This window comes from Shinella daejeonensis (assembly GCF_024281235.1).
GTDB classification, from domain to species: Bacteria; Pseudomonadota; Alphaproteobacteria; order Rhizobiales; family Rhizobiaceae; genus Shinella; species Shinella daejeonensis.
The window spans coordinates 1257533-1273247 of the sequence record NZ_JAHWXY010000001.1 but is presented as its reverse complement, the minus strand read 5'-3'; the positions used below and the strand labels follow the sequence as shown (position 1 = coordinate 1273247).

At 60.7% G+C, this 15715-nt stretch carries 17 protein-coding genes; 15 read left to right on the top strand and 2 right to left on the bottom strand.

What is annotated here, in order from left to right:
* The first annotated feature begins 14 nt into the window (after positions 1 to 14).
* The 3 genes from KYK29_RS06120 to KYK29_RS06110 are packed head-to-tail and all read left to right on the top strand — an operon-like array spanning position 15 to position 2135.
* On the top strand, positions 15 to 674 hold the full coding sequence (locus tag KYK29_RS06120; protein ID WP_254689942.1) for an amino acid ABC transporter permease: 660 nt from the start codon (positions 15 to 17) through the stop codon (positions 672 to 674).
* Positions 674 to 1321 (top strand): amino acid ABC transporter permease, encoded by a 648-nt coding sequence (locus tag KYK29_RS06115; protein WP_254689941.1) that lies wholly within the window; start codon positions 674 to 676, stop codon positions 1319 to 1321. The genes KYK29_RS06120 and KYK29_RS06115 overlap by 1 nt, the downstream gene beginning before the upstream one ends.
* Positions 1322 to 1331: 10 nt before the next feature.
* Entirely contained in the window at positions 1332 to 2135 is an 804-nt protein-coding gene (locus KYK29_RS06110; RefSeq protein WP_302795392.1) for an amino acid ABC transporter ATP-binding protein, read from the top strand.
* Positions 2136 to 2205: 70 nt separating this feature from the next.
* Here KYK29_RS06110 and KYK29_RS06105 read toward each other — a convergent pair whose 3' ends face one another.
* On the bottom strand, positions 2206 to 3105 hold the full coding sequence (locus tag KYK29_RS06105; RefSeq protein ID WP_254689940.1) for a LysR family transcriptional regulator: 900 nt from the start codon (positions 3103 to 3105) through the stop codon (positions 2206 to 2208).
* A gap of 103 nt (positions 3106 to 3208) precedes the next feature.
* Here KYK29_RS06105 and KYK29_RS06100 point away from each other — a divergent pair, with 103 nt between their 5' ends.
* The 11 genes from KYK29_RS06100 (at position 3209) to KYK29_RS06050 (ending at position 11440) form a co-directional block, all read left to right on the top strand.
* Complete coding sequence (locus KYK29_RS06100; RefSeq protein WP_254689939.1) at positions 3209 to 3841, top strand: HD domain-containing protein; 633 nt, start codon at positions 3209 to 3211, stop codon at positions 3839 to 3841.
* A gap of 42 nt (positions 3842 to 3883) precedes the next feature.
* A complete protein-coding gene (locus tag KYK29_RS06095; RefSeq protein ID WP_254689938.1) occupies positions 3884 to 4570 on the top strand; it encodes an amino acid ABC transporter permease in 687 nt (228 codons plus the stop codon).
* Between the two features lies 1 nt (position 4571).
* The gene (locus tag KYK29_RS06090; RefSeq protein WP_254689937.1) at positions 4572 to 5228 is read left to right on the top strand and encodes an amino acid ABC transporter permease; all 657 of its coding nucleotides are present in this window, start codon (positions 4572 to 4574) and stop codon (positions 5226 to 5228) included.
* An 80-nt stretch (positions 5229 to 5308) separates the two neighbouring features.
* Positions 5309 to 6100, top strand: a complete 792-nt coding sequence (locus tag KYK29_RS06085) for a transporter substrate-binding domain-containing protein (RefSeq protein ID WP_254689936.1) — start codon at positions 5309 to 5311, stop codon at positions 6098 to 6100.
* 52 nt (positions 6101 to 6152) lie between these two features.
* Positions 6153 to 6884: an amino acid ABC transporter ATP-binding protein gene (locus KYK29_RS06080; protein ID WP_254689935.1), complete on the top strand. Its 732-nt coding sequence runs from the start codon at positions 6153 to 6155 to the stop codon at positions 6882 to 6884.
* A gap of 65 nt (positions 6885 to 6949) precedes the next feature.
* On the top strand, positions 6950 to 7900 hold the full coding sequence (locus KYK29_RS06075) for a 2-hydroxyacid dehydrogenase (RefSeq protein ID WP_254689934.1): 951 nt from the start codon (positions 6950 to 6952) through the stop codon (positions 7898 to 7900).
* A gap of 9 nt (positions 7901 to 7909) precedes the next feature.
* Entirely contained in the window at positions 7910 to 8941 is a 1032-nt protein-coding gene (locus KYK29_RS06070; RefSeq protein ID WP_254689933.1) for an L-idonate 5-dehydrogenase, read from the top strand.
* Positions 8942 to 8951: 10 nt separating this feature from the next.
* Positions 8952 to 9707 carry an SDR family oxidoreductase gene (locus KYK29_RS06065; RefSeq protein ID WP_254689932.1) on the top strand — a complete coding sequence of 252 codons (756 nt, stop codon included), beginning with the start codon at positions 8952 to 8954 and terminating at the stop codon, positions 9705 to 9707.
* Position 9708: 1 nt separating this feature from the next.
* On the top strand, positions 9709 to 10227 hold the full coding sequence (locus tag KYK29_RS06060) for a gluconokinase (protein ID WP_254689931.1): 519 nt from the start codon (positions 9709 to 9711) through the stop codon (positions 10225 to 10227).
* Positions 10224 to 11111, top strand: a complete 888-nt coding sequence (locus KYK29_RS06055; RefSeq protein ID WP_254689930.1) for an NAD(P)-dependent oxidoreductase — start codon at positions 10224 to 10226, stop codon at positions 11109 to 11111. The genes KYK29_RS06060 and KYK29_RS06055 overlap by 4 nt, the downstream gene beginning before the upstream one ends.
* Positions 11108 to 11440: a hypothetical protein gene (locus KYK29_RS06050; protein ID WP_254689929.1), complete on the top strand. Its 333-nt coding sequence runs from the start codon at positions 11108 to 11110 to the stop codon at positions 11438 to 11440. The genes KYK29_RS06055 and KYK29_RS06050 overlap by 4 nt, the downstream gene beginning before the upstream one ends.
* 49 nt (positions 11441 to 11489) lie before the next feature.
* Here the strand turns inward: KYK29_RS06050 and glf are convergent, their stop codons facing one another.
* Positions 11490 to 12635 (bottom strand): UDP-galactopyranose mutase, encoded by a 1146-nt coding sequence (gene glf / locus KYK29_RS06045; protein ID WP_254689928.1) that lies wholly within the window; start codon positions 12633 to 12635, stop codon positions 11490 to 11492.
* Between the two features lie 690 nt (positions 12636 to 13325).
* Between glf and KYK29_RS06040 the strand changes: the two genes are divergently transcribed.
* Entirely contained in the window at positions 13326 to 15584 is a 2259-nt protein-coding gene (locus tag KYK29_RS06040; protein ID WP_254689927.1) for a capsular polysaccharide export protein, LipB/KpsS family, read from the top strand.
* Positions 15585 to 15715: the final 131 nt, after the last annotated feature.

Sequence of the window (15715 nt, the reverse complement as noted above, 5' to 3'; positions counted from 1 at the left end):
GAAGGGGAACTCCATTGGAAGCCTTCATTGTTTTCTTCACGAGATATTTGCCGGCATTCGCCGATGGTTTCCTCATAACGACCTGGGTGGCGGCTCTTGCCGCCCCCACCGCCATGATCTGGGCCCTGGTCCTGATCATTCCCCGCCTTGCGCGCTGGAAATGGCTGACGCGCCTGGTTGACGGTTATGTCGAGATCATGCGGAACTCCCCGCTGCTGGTGCAGATGTATCTGCTTTATTTCGGCCTGCCGCTGCTTGGTATCTTCTGGAGCAGCATCGTCTGCGGCGTGATTGCGATCGCGCTTCAGCACGGGGCCTTCCTCTCGGAGATCCTGCGTTCCGGCATCCAGTCGCTCAGTCAGCGGCAGTGGGAAGCCGGCAGCGCGATCGGCCTGCGGCGGTCCGCGGTCATCCGTCTCGTCATCCTGCCGCAGGCCTTCATCAGGGTGCTGCCGGCGCTCGGCAACCAGCTGATCGTCCTCGTCAAGGATACATCGCTGGTTTCGGCCATCGGCGTGATGGACCTGACGTTGACCGGCAAGGTGACGATCGAGCGTTCGGGCGCGTCCTTCGAGGCGTTCATCGCCGTTGCGATGTTCTATCTCGTGCTCACAACCGTGCTCGGCCTTGCCCTTCGTGTCGTCGAGGTTCGCGCAGCCCGGAGGTATGGCTGATGTTTCCCGTCCTTCAATCGAGCCTGCCCTATCTCCTGCAAGGCGCCGTCTACACCATCGTCCTGTCGGCGATCGTGGTCGTTTTCGGTACGATTCTCGGCGTCGGCGTCGGCGTTCTGGCGGCGGTCGGCGGAAAAGCCCTGCGCGCGGCCGTCACCGCCTATATTTTCGTGTTTCGCGGCATTCCCGTGCTGGTCGTGATGTTTCTGGGGTTCTACTCATTCCCCGCCATGGGCCTTAGGCTGGACGCCTATACGGCGGTGGCCGTTTCCATGATCGTCTATGTCGCCGCTTTCGTCGCGGAGGCGACGCGCGGGGCGATCGCGGCCGTTCCCGCCGGACAGCTGGAGGCGGCCAAAAGCCTTGGAATGCGCAAGGGCATGATGATGCGGGAAATCATCCTGCCGCAGGCCATGCGGCTCCTGATTGCGCCGGTGCTCAATATCTCGCTCATGGCGATCAAGCAGACCTCCTATGCCTCCATCGTCGGAGCCTGGGAACTGTCCTTCGCCGCCCGTGAAGTGGTGGAGCGCACGCTGGCGGCGTTCCAGATCTTCCTCGGCGTCATGATTATCTACTTCGTCATCTGCTATCCGCTTTCGCTTGCGGCGCGCGCGCTGGAAAAGCGCCTGGCCTTCGATCATTAAGGAGCCCCTCATGAACCCGGCTGCCGACCTTGCCTCTCGCGGTGAAGAAATTGTCGCGATCAACGGTCTCCGCAAATCCTTCGGTGCGATCGAAGTCCTCAAGGGCATCGATATTTCCGTCAAGCGCGGCGAGGTCGTCGTCGTTCTCGGCCCGAGCGGTTCGGGCAAGTCGACGATGCTGCGCTGCGTGAATTTCCTGGAAACCTTCGAACAGGGCGCGATCACGGTCAACGGGCGTCCGGTCGGCTACAAGACGACGGGCGGTGTCCGCAAGCCGGTCAGCGAGCTGGAAAATGCCCGCCTGCGCGAGCATGTCGGCATGGTGTTCCAGAGCTACAATCTCTTTCCGCATCGCACTGTCCTTCAAAACGTGATGATGGGGCCGGTCAAGGTGAAGGGCATGAATGCCGCGAAGGCGCGCGACCTCGCCATGCGGCTGCTCGGAAAGGTCGGAATGGACCACAAGGCCGATGCCTATCCGGGGCGCTTGTCCGGCGGGCAGCAGCAGCGTGTCGCCATCGCCCGGGCGCTTGCCATGGAACCCTCGGTCATGCTTTTCGACGAGGTGACGTCGGCGCTCGATCCCGAGCTTGTCGGCGAAGTGCTGAAGGTCATGCGCGAACTGGCCGAAGAGGGCATGACGATGATCGTCGTCACCCATGAAATGGGCTTTGCGCGCAGCGTCGCCGATCGTGTCATCTTCATGGATGGCGGCGTCGTCGTCGAGGCGGGGCCGCCGGCCGACATCATGGCCAACCCGAAGACGGATCGCTTCCGCGGGTTCCTGTCGCGCCATCTCTCCGAGGACGGCTGAACGCCGCCATGTCGAACGGCACGCACGCGCTTGTGCGCGGCGTGAAGATCGCACGGATCGCCAATATCGCCTAATCGCAATAGGCGACGCTCGCGCTGACCTTGCGCACCATTTCGACGACCTGCGGCAGGGCGCGCACGATCACCCCCTTGTTCGTGCCGATGAAAACTTCCTGCAACGGTAGGACCATCCGGGTCTTCAGGGTCTGTATTGTTCCCTGTCGAAGCTGTTCCTGCACCAGTCGCGTCGGCAGGATGCCGATACCGGTGCCCGACTGCACCAGATTGAGGATCGTGCCCAGGCTGTTGCAGACGTTGAGGCGCAGACCGGCGCCGGTCGAGGTGGCGAGGAAGCCGGTCGTCAGCGAATGCAGGTTGGAGGGCGCCGGCGTCGCGAAGATGCGCTGGCCGAGCAGCTCGGCGTCGGAGATGGTTCCCGACGGAAGCCGGAGCTTGCGGCTGGCGACCCAGTCGACGCTCTGGCGTCCCAGAAGCTCCAGCGCGACATTGTCGTGGGGCGGGGGCGTCGACAGGACCGCGATATCGAGCAATCCCTCCGACAGCTGGCTGGCGAGCTTATGGCTGGTGTCCACCATCGCTGCGATGCGCGTGCCGGCAAAGCGATTGTCGAGTTCGTCGAGAAGGGCCGGAAGGCACACGTCGGCGAAACTGTCGATCACGCCCACCCGGAGCGTCGGCAGGCGGGTGTTGCGGGTCTTGATGTTGGATTCGATGTCCCGCGCGATGGCGATCATCGATTCCGCATAATGCTTGAGCGCCTCGCCTTCGCTCGTCAGAACGAGCTGGCGCTTCTGGCGCACGAACAGCGACACGCCGAGCTGTTCCTCCAGCTCGCGGATCCGGTAGGAAACGGTGGGCTGGCTGACGTGCAGCCGGTCGGCTGCCGCATTGAAGCTGAGCAGCTGGGACACCCAATAGAAGGATTCGAGCGCGGAAAAGCTGAAGGCCATGATGAATAGAATTTTTCTATCGATAGCGACAATTATCCTGATTAGATTTTGATATCAAGGTCGCGTAGGTTCCGCCTATCAATTTTCAGGAACGCGGTGACCCATGTACAAGACCATTTCGCGCGAACACATTCTCGAAGACCTTCCGGAGATCGCCGAGATCCAGTCCGACGAATTGCGGGAAAAGGTGGTGGACGCCTGGGTGTTCGCGCTGGAGCGCTCCTCTTTCGACCGTGTCACGGATATTCCCGGCGAGGGCAGCCCCGGCGTGTTCGCGCTGAAGCAGGGCATGCAGGACGCCCATCTGCGCGGCGTCACGCATCTTGCCCTTGCGATCCACGACGAATTCAAGAAAACCAATCCGGATGCGAAGGTCGATCGCGACATCATTCTGGCCGGCGGCCTCTGCCACGATATCGGCAAGACCTGGGAGTTCGATCCGGTCAATCTGAAGCGCTGGCGCGAGCGGGGCGATCGCTATGGCGAGCCGTCCTTCCGCCATTCGGCCTATGGCACCCATGTCTGCCTTTCGGTCGGCCTGCCGGAGGAGATCGGCCATATCTGCATGGGACATTCGCTGGAAGGGGCGCATATCGGCCACAGCACGGAATGCTACATCATCCGCCAGGCGGATCATGCCTGGTGGCATGTTGCCGCAGCGCTCGATCTCTGCCACCCGGATACGATCGGGTTTGCCGGTCCGAACTTGCGCGTACGCCCGCTTGGCCAGCAATAGGAAGCCGTAACCGCAGTCTGAAGGAAGGAGCCGAGGTTAGAGATGGAATACACATTCCAGTTCGGCCCATTGCTGAACTACCTGCAGCAATTCGTCAGCGGATTGTGGCTGACGCTCGGCCTGTCTTTCGTCGGTATTTTCGGGGGTATCGCTCTCGGTATCGTCTGCGCCACCGTGTCGACGTCGTCCTTCGTTCTGCCGCGGCTCGCCGTGCGCATATATGTCGAGACGATGCGCAACACGCCGCTTCTGGTGCAGATCTTCGTGATCTTCTTCGGGCTGCCCAATATCGGCATCCGGCTTTCACCGCTGACCTCGGTGTTCATCGCCCTTGTCCTCAACAATGGCGGCTATGTCGCGGAGATCGTGCGCGGCGGCATCCAGGCGACGCATCGCAGCCAGGTGGAAGCGGCCGAAAGCCTCGGCCTCACCTATTTCCAGACGCTGCGTTTCGTCATCCTGCCGCCGGCGCTGGAGAAAGTGTTCACGCCGGTCGTCTCGCAATGCGTGCTCCTGATGCTGTCGACCAGTCTCGTCTCGGCCATCGGCGTCGAGGACCTCACGGGCGCGGCGATGATCGCCAGTTCCGAAACCTTCCGCACCATGGAAGTCTATCTGATCATCGCGGTGGTCTATGTCCTCTTGAATTTCATCTTCCGCGCCGTGCTCAACATGGCCGGCCTCATGATCTTCACGCGGTCCCGCCGCCGCCTGCTCGGGAGAGTATGAGATGCGCACGTTCGGCTCCCCCGAATTCCTGTTCATCGTCTATGCGCTGCGCTGGACGCTGACGCTGACCGTCATCGCCTTCATCGGCGGCGGCATCATGGGGATCGTTCTGGCGCTCCTGCGCATCGCCCGCAGCAGGGTCCTGCGTGCTGTCACCACGTTCTATATGCAGGTGATCCAGGGGCTGCCGCTGCTCGTGCTGCTGTTCCTCTGCTACTATGCGCCTTCGCTCGTCGGCCTCGAGATCGCGGCGTTGACGGCGGCCGCCGTCGCGCTCACCATCAATTCCAGCGCCTTCCTCGGCGCCATCTGGGAAAGCGCGCTCAGGGCCATTCCGAAGGCGCAATGGGAGAGCGCCGATGCGCTGGCGCTGACGCCCTACAAGACGTTGCGCTTCGTCATCGCGCCGCAGGCGATCCGCCTCGCCCTGCCGTCGACCGTCGGCTTCCTGGTGCAGATCATCAAGCAGACGTCGCTCGCCTCGATCATCGGCTTCATCGAGATCACCCGCGCCGGCCAGCTCGTCAGCAACGCCACATTCGAACCGCTGAAGGCTTTCCTGAGCGTGGCCGCCCTCTATTTCGCCGTCTGCTTCCCGCTGACGCAACTGAGCCTCTGGCTCGAGCGGCGCACGGCCCGCGGGGGTGCGCGAACATGATCGCTGCGAGAATCCCATCACCGAACGGCACGCAGAAGGCCGTTCAAACAAACCGGAACTCCTAACTGAGAGGATAGACCATGCGCCTGAAATCCCTTCTCCTGCCCCTCGTCGGGCTTCTTGCCATCACCGTCGGCGCCGCTAGCGCGTCGGCCTCGTCCCTCGACGACATCATCGCCCGCAAGAAGGTGATGATCGGCGTCGATCTGTCGGTGCCGCCCTTCGGCATCACCAACGAGCAGATGCAGCCCGACGGGCTCGATGTCGATGTCGCCAAGCTGCTGGCCAAGGATCTCGGCGTCGAACTCGAACTGGTGCCCGTCACCGGCCAGAGCCGCGTGCCGTCGTTGCAGACGGGCAAGGTCGACTTCGTCGTGGCGAGCTTCGGTATCTACACCGAGCGGGCGCTTTCGGTCGCCTTCTCCAACCCCTATGGCGGCCACAAGTCGATCATCATCGCGCCGGCCGGCACCGAGGTCAAAAGCCTGGAGGATCTCGCCGGCAAGCGTGTCGGCGTGCCGCGCGGCACGGCGCATGAAAAGATCCTGTCGGCCGCGAATGTCGAAGGCATGGAACTCGTCCGCTTCGATGACGACAGCACGACGCTCAATGCGCTCGTCTCCGGTCAGGTCGATGCGATCGGCACGGTGAACTATATCGCCGCGCAGTTGCAGGAACGCTACCCCGACAGGGGTTTCGAGGAGAAGCTGACCTATCTCGAAAGCTTCTACGGCGTTGGCCTGCGGCGCAACGAGCCGGACCTGCTGCATTGGCTCAACACCGTGCTCTTCGTCCACAAGCAGAGCGGCGAACTGGGTGAGATCTACGAGAAGTGGATGAAGACGCCCATCCCGGAACTGCCGTCGTTCTGATCGACAGTGTCGAGGGGCGCCCGCAGGGCGCCCCATCATAAAGAGGTCCGAAATGTCCGTTGTCGTCGCAAAGAACATCCACAAGAGCTTCGGCGCTCTCCAGGTGCTGAAGGGCGTGTCGCTCACGGTCGAAGGCGGAGAGGTGGTCGCCCTGATCGGCCGCAGCGGTTCCGGCAAGAGCACCTTTCTGCGCTGCCTGAACGGCCTTGAAACCATTGATGCCGGAGAAATCGAGGTGGCCGGACACCGCATGTCCAGCAAGCCGGCCGAATTGCGGAAACTCCGGCGCGATGTCGGCATCGTCTTCCAGAGCTACAATCTCTTTCCCCATCTGACGGCCGGCGAAAACATCATGCTGGCCCCCGTTCAGGTGAAGGGTCTTTCCCGAAAGGCCGCCCGCGACGAGGCCCAGCGCTGCCTGTCGCTTGTCGGGCTCGGCGATCGCTTCGACGCCTATCCGGACATGCTGTCCGGCGGCCAGCAGCAGCGCGTCGCCATCGCCCGTTCGCTCGCCATGCAGCCGCAGGTGCTGCTGTTCGACGAGGTGACCTCGGCGCTCGATCCGGAGCTGACGGGCGAGGTGCTCGCCGTCATCGAGAGCCTGGCCCGCGACGGCATGACGATGCTGCTCGTGACCCATGAAATGGGATTTGCGCGGCGCGTCGCCAACCGGACGATCTTCATGAAGGACGGCGTCATCCATGAGGAAGGGCCGTCGGCGGAGTTCTTCTCCGCGCCGAAAACGCCGGAACTGCAAGCCTTCCTGCGCTCGGAAGTGGGCTGAGCGTCGGGGTGGAGCAACCCCTGCCTTCCAACTTTCATAGAAACGTCAAGTCCGGAGGAATTCTTTTGACGCAGATCGAGCTGTTGCAGGTTGGGGCGTATCCTGACTGGGACGAGGCGCGTCTGGATGCGCATTTCCGGGTCCATCGTTATTTCGAGGCTTCGGACCGGGCGGCGTTCCTGGCCGGGCATGGCGCCGAGATCCGGGCGATTGCGACGCGCGGGGAACTGGGAGCGGACCGGGCGCTGATTTCGGCGCTGCCGAAGCTGGAGATCATCTCGGTCTACGGTGTCGGCTATGACGCGGTGGACCTCGCCGCGGCGCGCGAACGCGGTATCCGCGTCACCAATACGCCGGATGTGCTGACGAAGGATGTCGCCGATCTCGCCGTCGCCATGATGCTGGCGCAGGCGCGCGGCGTGATCGGTGCGGAGCGCTGGGCGCGCAGCGGCGACTGGGCGCGAAGGGGCGCTTTCCGCCTCACCTCGCAGGTGCACGGCAAGCGCGCCGGCATTCTCGGCCTCGGCGGCATCGGCTTCGAGGTGGCGCGGCGCCTTGCGGGCTTCGACATGGAGATCGCCTATAGCAGCCGTTCGCCGAAGGAGAAGGCAGCGGAAAGCTGGCGCTTCGTCGCCGATCCGGTCGCGCTTGCCGAACGTTCCGATTTCCTCTTCGTCACGCTCGCCGCTTCCGCCGAGACGCGCCATATCGTCGGCCGCAGGGTCATCGAGGCGCTCGGGCCGCAGGGCATGCTGATCAATGTCTCGCGCGCTTCCAACATCGACGAGACGGCCCTTCTGGACGCGCTGGAAAGCGGGGCGCTCGGCGCGGCGGCGCTAGACGTCTTTGAAGGCGAGCCGAACCTCGATCCGCGCTTCGGGGCTCTCGACAATGTGCTTTTGCAACCGCACCATGCGTCCGGAACGGTGGAGACCCGAAAGGCGATGGGCCAGCTCGTCTTCGACAACCTGTCGGCCCATTTCGCGGGCCGGCCGCTGCCCACGCCGGTTTTGTGAGGAGACCCGATGAAAGCGATCGTCATCCATGCGGCCAGGGACCTGCGGGTCGAAGACAGCGCCGTGAAGGCGCCCGGCCACGGCGAGGTGGAAATCCGCCTTGCCGCCGGCGGCATCTGCGGTTCGGATCTGCATTATTACAATCACGGCGGTTTCGGCACGGTGCGGCTCAGGGAACCGATGATCCTCGGCCATGAGGTCTCCGGCCATGTCGCGGCGCTCGGCGAAGGCGTCCCGGGCCTTGCGGTCGGCGATCTCGTCGCCGTCTCGCCCTCGCGGCCGTGCGGGGCCTGCGACTATTGCCTCAAGGGGCTGGCGAACCATTGCACCGACATGCGCTTTTACGGCTCGGCCATGCCGTTTCCGCATATCCAGGGCGCATTCCGCGAGCGGCTGGTGGTGAAGGCCAGCCAATGCGTGAAGGCCGACGGCCTTTCGGCGGGCGAAGCGGCGATGGCCGAGCCGCTCGCCGTGACGTTGCACGCCACGCGCCGGGCCGGCGAGATGCTGGGCAAGCGCGTCCTCGTCACCGGCTGCGGCCCGATCGGCGTGCTGTCGATCCTTTCCGCCAGGAGAGCGGGCGCCGTCGAGATCGTCGCCGCCGACCTGTCGCAACGGGCGCTCGGCTTTGCCCGCACGGCCGGCGCGGATCGCACGATTGATCTTGGCGACGATCCGGACGGCCTTGTCCCTTATGGCCGGGACAAGGGAAGCTTCGACGTGCTCTACGAATGCTCGGGTGCTGAGCCCGCGCTCGTGGCCGGCCTTCAGGCGCTCAGGCCGCGTGGCGTCGTCGTGCAGCTCGGGCTCGGCAGCGAGATGGCCCTGCCGATGATGATGATCACCGCCAGGGAACTGGAGCTTCGCGGCTCCTTCCGCTTCCATGAGGAATTCGCCACCGCCGTCCGCCTGATGCAGGGCGGGCTGATCGACGTCAAGCCGCTGATCACCCATACGCTGCCGCTTGCCGATGCCCGGACGGCCTTCGAGATCGCTTCGGACAAGAGCCGGTCGATGAAGACGCAGATCGCATTTTCCTGAGGACACGCTCATGAGCACGCAACTTTTCGACCTGACGGGCAAGCGGGCCCTTGTCACCGGCTCTTCGCAGGGGATCGGCCATGCGCTCGCCAGGGGGCTTGCCGCCGCCGGGGCCGGGATCATCCTCAACGGCCGCGACGAGACCAGGCTGGCGGCCGCCGCGAAGGACCTCGGCGCGAAGCACACGCTCGCCTTCGACGCCACCGACCACGAGGCGGCGCGCAGGGCGGTCGATGCTTTCGAGGCAGAGGTCGGCGCCATCGACATCCTCGTCAACAATGCCGGCATGCAGCACCGCGCGCCGCTGGAGGATTTTCCGGCCGATGCTTTCGAGCGCCTGCTGAAGACCAATATCGCGACGGTCTTCAATGTCGGCCAGGCCGTCGCCCGCCACATGATCGGGCGCGGCGCGGGCAAGATCATCAATATCGCGAGCGTCCAGACCGCGCTCGCCCGTCCGGGGATCGCCCCCTATACCGCGACCAAAGGCGCCGTCGGCAACCTCACCAAGGGCATGGCCACCGACTGGGCCCGATACGGCCTGCAATGCAACGCGATTGCGCCCGGCTATTTCGACACGCCGCTGAACGCCGCCCTCGTCGCCGATCCGGCCTTTTCCGACTGGCTGGAAAAGCGCACCCCGGCCGGCCGCTGGGGCAAGGTGGAGGAACTGGTCGGCGCCTGCATCTTCCTTTCCTCCGATGCGTCCGCCTTCGTCAACGGGCATGTGCTCTATGTCGATGGCGGCATAACGGCCTCGCTCTGAGATGGCGCAGCCGACCGTCCCGAGCCGCATCGTCCTGATGGGTGTCGCCGGCAGCGGCAAGTCCGCCGTCGGCGCGGCGCTCGCGGCCCGCATCGACGCCGTCTATCTCGACGGCGACGATCTGCATCCGCCGGAGAACATCGCCAGAATGAGCCGCGGCGAGCCGCTGACGGACGATGATCGCTGGCCCTGGCTCACCCTGATCGGCCAAAGGTTCGCTAAAGCGGACGGTATCCTTATCTTCGGCTGCTCGGCGCTGAAGCGCCGCTACCGCGATCGTATCCGCGAGGAAGCCGGCGCGCCCGTCACCTTCGTCCATCTTGCCGGCAGCCGGGCGCTGATCGCCGCCCGCATGGGCGCGCGCGCCGGCCATTTCATGCCGGCGAGCCTTCTCGACAGCCAGTTCGAAGCGCTCGAACCGCCCGAGGATGATGAAGATGCGATCACCGTCGATATCGACAGGCCGCTTGAAACGCTCGTGGACACGATTGCCGCGAAACTGAAGGAGACCCGACCATGACGAACAGCGTGGCGCTGATCGGCGCAGGGGCCATGGGCGGGGCCATCGGCCGCCGGCTGGTGGAGACCGGCAATCGCCTGGCCGTTTTCGACCTCGACGAGGGGAAGGTGAACGAGCTGGTGCGACGGGGCGCCACGGCCGCCCCGACGGCCGCCGAAGCGGCCGCCGTCAGCGACTATGTCGTTCTCAGTCTCAATTCGCCGGCGATCGTCCGTCGCGCGGTTTTCGGACCGGAGGGCGTGGCGGCGGGAGCAAGGCGCGGAACGCTGATCATCGACATGTCCTCGATCGATCCGGACATGACGAAGGAACTGGCGGCGGAGGCGGCCGGGAAGGGATTGCGCTGGGTCGACAGCCCGCTTTCGGGCGGCGCGCCCAAGGCGCTTGCCGGCGAACTCGCGCTGATGGCAGGAGGCGAGGCCCGGGATGTGGCGGACGCCCATGCGGTTCTCCGGCATGTCGCCGCCAATTATACGCATATGGGGCCGGTCGGCGCGGGCCAGACGACCAAGCTGATCAATCAGGTGCTGTGCGGCCTCGGCTTCCTCGCGGTCGCCGAGGCGACGCAACTGGCGCTCGACGCCGGCGTCGATGCGGCGAAAATCCCGCAGGCGCTGAAGGGCGGGCGCGCCGACAGCGCCATCCTGCAGGAATACATGCCCCGCTTCGCGGCGAAGGATTATCGCCGTACCGGCCGTATCGACAACATGGTGAAAGACCTTGCCGGCGCGCAGGATCTGGCGCGGCGCACCCATACCGCCATGCCGCTCACCGCCCTTTGCGCCGAAATCCATCGCATGCTGACCGCCTCGGGCCTCGGCGGCGAGGACCAGGCGGCGCTGATGGAATTCTTCCGCGGACCGAAAAAGGAGAACTTCGAATGATCACGCGTTTCGCCCTGTTCGAGGGCAAGGTGAAGGATGGCCGGACGGAGGCCTTCCGCAAGGCCGTCATCGAACGCATCCTGCCGGAATGGAAGCAGTTTCCGCATGCCACCGATGTGCGCGTCTCGTTTGCCGAAGCCAGGGACGACGGCGCGCCGGAATATCCGATGATCCTTGCCGTCAACTATCCAAGTCTTGCGGCCGTGGAAGAGGCGCTGGCAAGCCCGGCGCGTGCGCGCGCACGCGCAGCGACCGACGCCGTCCTTGCGCAATTCTTCGAAGGCCGCATCCACCACCACATAACACTCGCCAACGAATATGCACTTTGAGCAGCGATGAAGGCGGGCGGGCGGAAGACGATGGCCCCAGGGTATCGGTTCACGCGCCGATCAGGGACGGCCTGACATCCGCCTCGAACGACTTCAGCGCGGCGCCAATGGCCTGATGCATGTCGAGATAGCGGTATGATCCGAGCCGGCCGCCGAAAATGGTGTCCTTCTCGCCAGCCGCCAGTTCCTTGTACAGGCGATAGGTTTTCTTATCCTCGGCGGTATCGACGGGATAATACGGTTCGTCGGAACGTCCGGCGGCCCGGGAATATTCCTTCACGACCACCGTCTTTTCCGTCTGGTATCGTCTTTCCGGATTGAAATGACGGAACTCGAGAATGCGGGTGTAGGGAATGTCCTCATCGGCATAGTTCATCACGGCGGTTCCCTGAAAATCACCGACGGGAAGAACCTCTTCCTCGAAATCGATCGTGCGCCATTTCAATTCACCGGCCCTGTAACCGAAGTACCGGTCGATAGGCCCCGTGTAGACCACGGGTTTTCCCGCGGGAATATCGGCGCGGATGTCGAAGTAATCGACGCCCAGCCGAACCTCGATCAGCGGGTTGGCCAGCATCCTGTGGAAAATGGCGGTATAGCCATCGACGGGAAGTCCCTCATACGGGTCGTTGAAATAGCGGCTGTTGAAATCGTAACGGACCGGCAGTCTCGTGATGATCGATTCCGGCAATTCACGCGGATCGGTTTGCCATTGCTTGGCCGTGTACCCCCGGATGAACGCTTCATAAAGCGGCCGCCCGATCAGGGAGATGGCTTTTTCCTCCAGATTTTCTGGAACCCTGCCACTGACTTCCGACGCCTGTTTCGCGACGAGGGCGCGGGCTTCGTCCGGGCTCATGCGGTGGCCGAAGAACTGGCAGATCGTGCCCAGATTGATCGGCATGGCATAGACCTGCCCCTTATGGGTGGAGAATACCCGATGCTGATAGCTTGTGAACGCCGTGAAGCCGTTCAGATAGTCCCAGACAGCCTTGTTGGGCGTGTGAAACAGATGGGCGCCGTATTTGTGGACCTCGATCCCGGTCTCGCGATTGTCCTCGCTATAGGCGTTGCCGCCGATGTGCGGACGCCGGTCCAGAAGCAAAACGCGTTTGCCGAGGCTATTGGCGACGCGTTCGGCAATGGTGGCGCCGAAGAAGCCGGCTCCGACGACGATGATGTCAAATTCTCGCATGGGTCATGCCTTTTATGCCGGGATTTTGTGGGAGGCTGCCGGGGCGTGCCGGTCGTCGAGCGCATGCGGCCTGCTCCAGATCTTCTTATTCAGGACTTTTCCTTTAGTCATTCGACCTCAACAAGTTCGACGTTCAGGTTATGCTTCCTGGCCTGTTGTCATGATTTCGAGCTGTTCTCTCGCATTCCGATATGTGAAAGGCCGCTGCAGGATGCGGCGAGAAACGTATTCAGCTTCAGTTCGCGGGACGGCAGGTGGGTAGGAGGCAACCTCAAAAAGGACTGCGTGATTTCAGCCAATTGTGTTTCCTTCAGATTTTCAAAGTTTCGATGGAGACCATGATGGTCAGGCTGAAATTACCCGATGGAAGTATGTCCGTGCGCCGTGTCGATATGCAAGCGATGTTACGGATCGGGAATGGGAGCTTATCGCACTCTTTACATCAACGTTATGCTCATGAGATATCTCTCAAGATGTTGATATAATTTATATATTTTAAATCCTCCCCTGTCGTTGATGCTCGTCATAATACTGAAACTGCTCCTCAATCTTTGCTAAGTGCTGGAGCATGTCCCGGTCTTTCGGGAGCTAATTCAAGGTTTCATTCTTTGGCTGAAGACGAGAATAAATCCAGCTTGGCACCAGCCTGGATTGCGATTAGTGGGTCAAGGTCCTCGAGGTATCCTCTCAATGCGCGATCATTTCCAGAACTCTACAAGCCAAACAGATGGGCAATCTATGAACGCAGGAAGTCAGGCTATTTCCACCAAGCGTTTACCTGTGAGCTTGGAAGTTCCTGAAGCATGGTTTCGCAATCCGCTGGATGGTGATCGTCATCGGCAGATGTTTACAGTGCTGAGCGTCGCGCTTGCGAAATTGCCTACAGATGTGAAGCTATCGATCGTGACATGGGGTTCATATCGCGCGCCTCGAAGTGCTCCAAAAGGCGGTGCGACCTTCTCTTTTCATTCTATCGGGAACGTTGAGAATGTTTGGAGAATAAAGGAGACTTCGATAGCAGGATTTTATTCTTTTGATGCTAGCGGCTACTCTGGTTGGAGTTCATTATCCCGCTCGCCAGAAACCCACCGAAATCGTATAGCAAGCAAGAATATTATTGCTGCAGAAAAATTCGTCTCATCGCTAAAAGAAAATCTCCGCAGAGGAAATTTATCAAAGTATCGTCAATCCGATGAGCCGTTTCGATCAGATAAACCTTACGTGTATTTTCCTCTCCAACTGCTTGATGATCCGGTCAGCGAGTTTAACCGAATTCAGCCATTGGTGGTTTTGGACAAGGCCGCAGAATTGGCTGACCAATCGGATGTTGCACTCGTCGTCAAGCGCCATCCATTGTGCCGTAACGAATTAGTAACGCGTGCGCTTGCCGAGGTCGTGAACCGATACAGAAATGTCCAGGTATCTTCCGCGTCAGTTCATCTCCACCTGGAATCGTGCCAGGCAGTCCTGATTGGTAATTCTGGAGTTGGCTTGGAAGCTCTGCTGTACGGGAAGCCTATTTTTAGCTTTGCGTCCAGTGAGTATGAAAGTGTTACCACATGGCTCCACGATGTAGAGGATATTGAGAAAGCATTCACGGATCAGTCCTCGATCTCCGATGAGCAAAGAAAAAAATTCCTGGCATATTATCTCGATGAATGCTGTTTCTCTATATATGATCAGCAATCTGTCGATCGTCGGGTAAATGAAGCTCTATCGAATCTAACCGCGAGCGAGGGCCCTCTCCCAGAAGATAGTAACAGTGCACTTTTTGCTGCATACGGTCAGATTGAACAGCTGCGTAGCGCCAACATGCAGATGCAGGCGGAGATTGCAAAATTACGAGAGATTGCCGAAGAAGCAGTGAAGTTAAGTTCCGCACATTCAGAGATGGACCGCCCGTCGCAACGGCAACGCGATGAGAATGCACGTGCGGTCGAGTTTGCCTTGATGCTACAGCACTCCAGCCTTGAGAATCAAATTAATAATAAGGCCATAAAACGGATCACGAACGAAGCCTACTCTGCTTATGCCGCGCTGGCGATTAATTTACATGAGAATGGTTCACTGCGAGACGCTATCGACTCTGAGCTATTGCGCTCCGGCTATGCCTCGGGATTAGATAGTTCGGTCCGCCATCGGAATATCACTGCCTCAGACTATCAGATGTTACATGACAACGATGAGGGATACCAAACCAACAATTGGCTTGTTGATCACAGTGATATCATCATGTCGGCCAATCCGAAGACGATTGTAGAGCTTGGGTGCGGGAATGGGAAATTTTTGCATAAAATCGCCTCGTCGTCTGTCGAGCGTATAATTGGGTTGGATTGGGCCAGGTCACCGCTTCTCGATGAGTTGCCAAGTAAGGTCGAGTTTGTGCAAACGAACGCTTTGACCGATGAGATATATGAAGGTGATATATGTTGTTCCGCTGACGTGTTGGAGCATTTCAAGCCGCAGGATTTGCCGAATATCATACATAAACTGCATCACAGTGCGCAGATAAATTACCATGTAATCGCGTGTTATGATGACGGTCATAGTCATTGCGCGGTTCTGCATCCTGGTCAGTGGCTTGCTCTTTTCAAGACGATTAGTCAACGTTACGAGTTAGCGGCGATTATACCAAGACGGGGCAGGCCGGATCAGATTGTGTGTGTCATTACTAATCTTCCAGGAGCCGCCTCTTTCTTTTCGAGGATGGAAAACTTTGTCGGAACCTGGATAACGGACACCGGACAGAGCGTTACCTTGGACGAAAATTTTCGCGTTTTAGTCCAAGGACAGCAACAGGCTTCCTGGGTCAAAATCAACGATGATCTAGCCTGCCTTAGTTGGAACAATAGGAAAATGATTGATCTTGCAGAGGTGGTTGACGATCATAGCAGGCTCTCAATCCTCAACCTAAATGGTGATCGTTTCAGTGTGAAACGAGGCGCTTGATATGTGTAGTTTTGGGATTTTTGGAATCTTTCTGGAGTTGCCTCCAGAAGACCGGATTGAATATATTACAGGCCGGAAAATGACTTCCGCCGATAGACAATCTTGAGGCGCAGCATTGCGGGTGGCTTTAC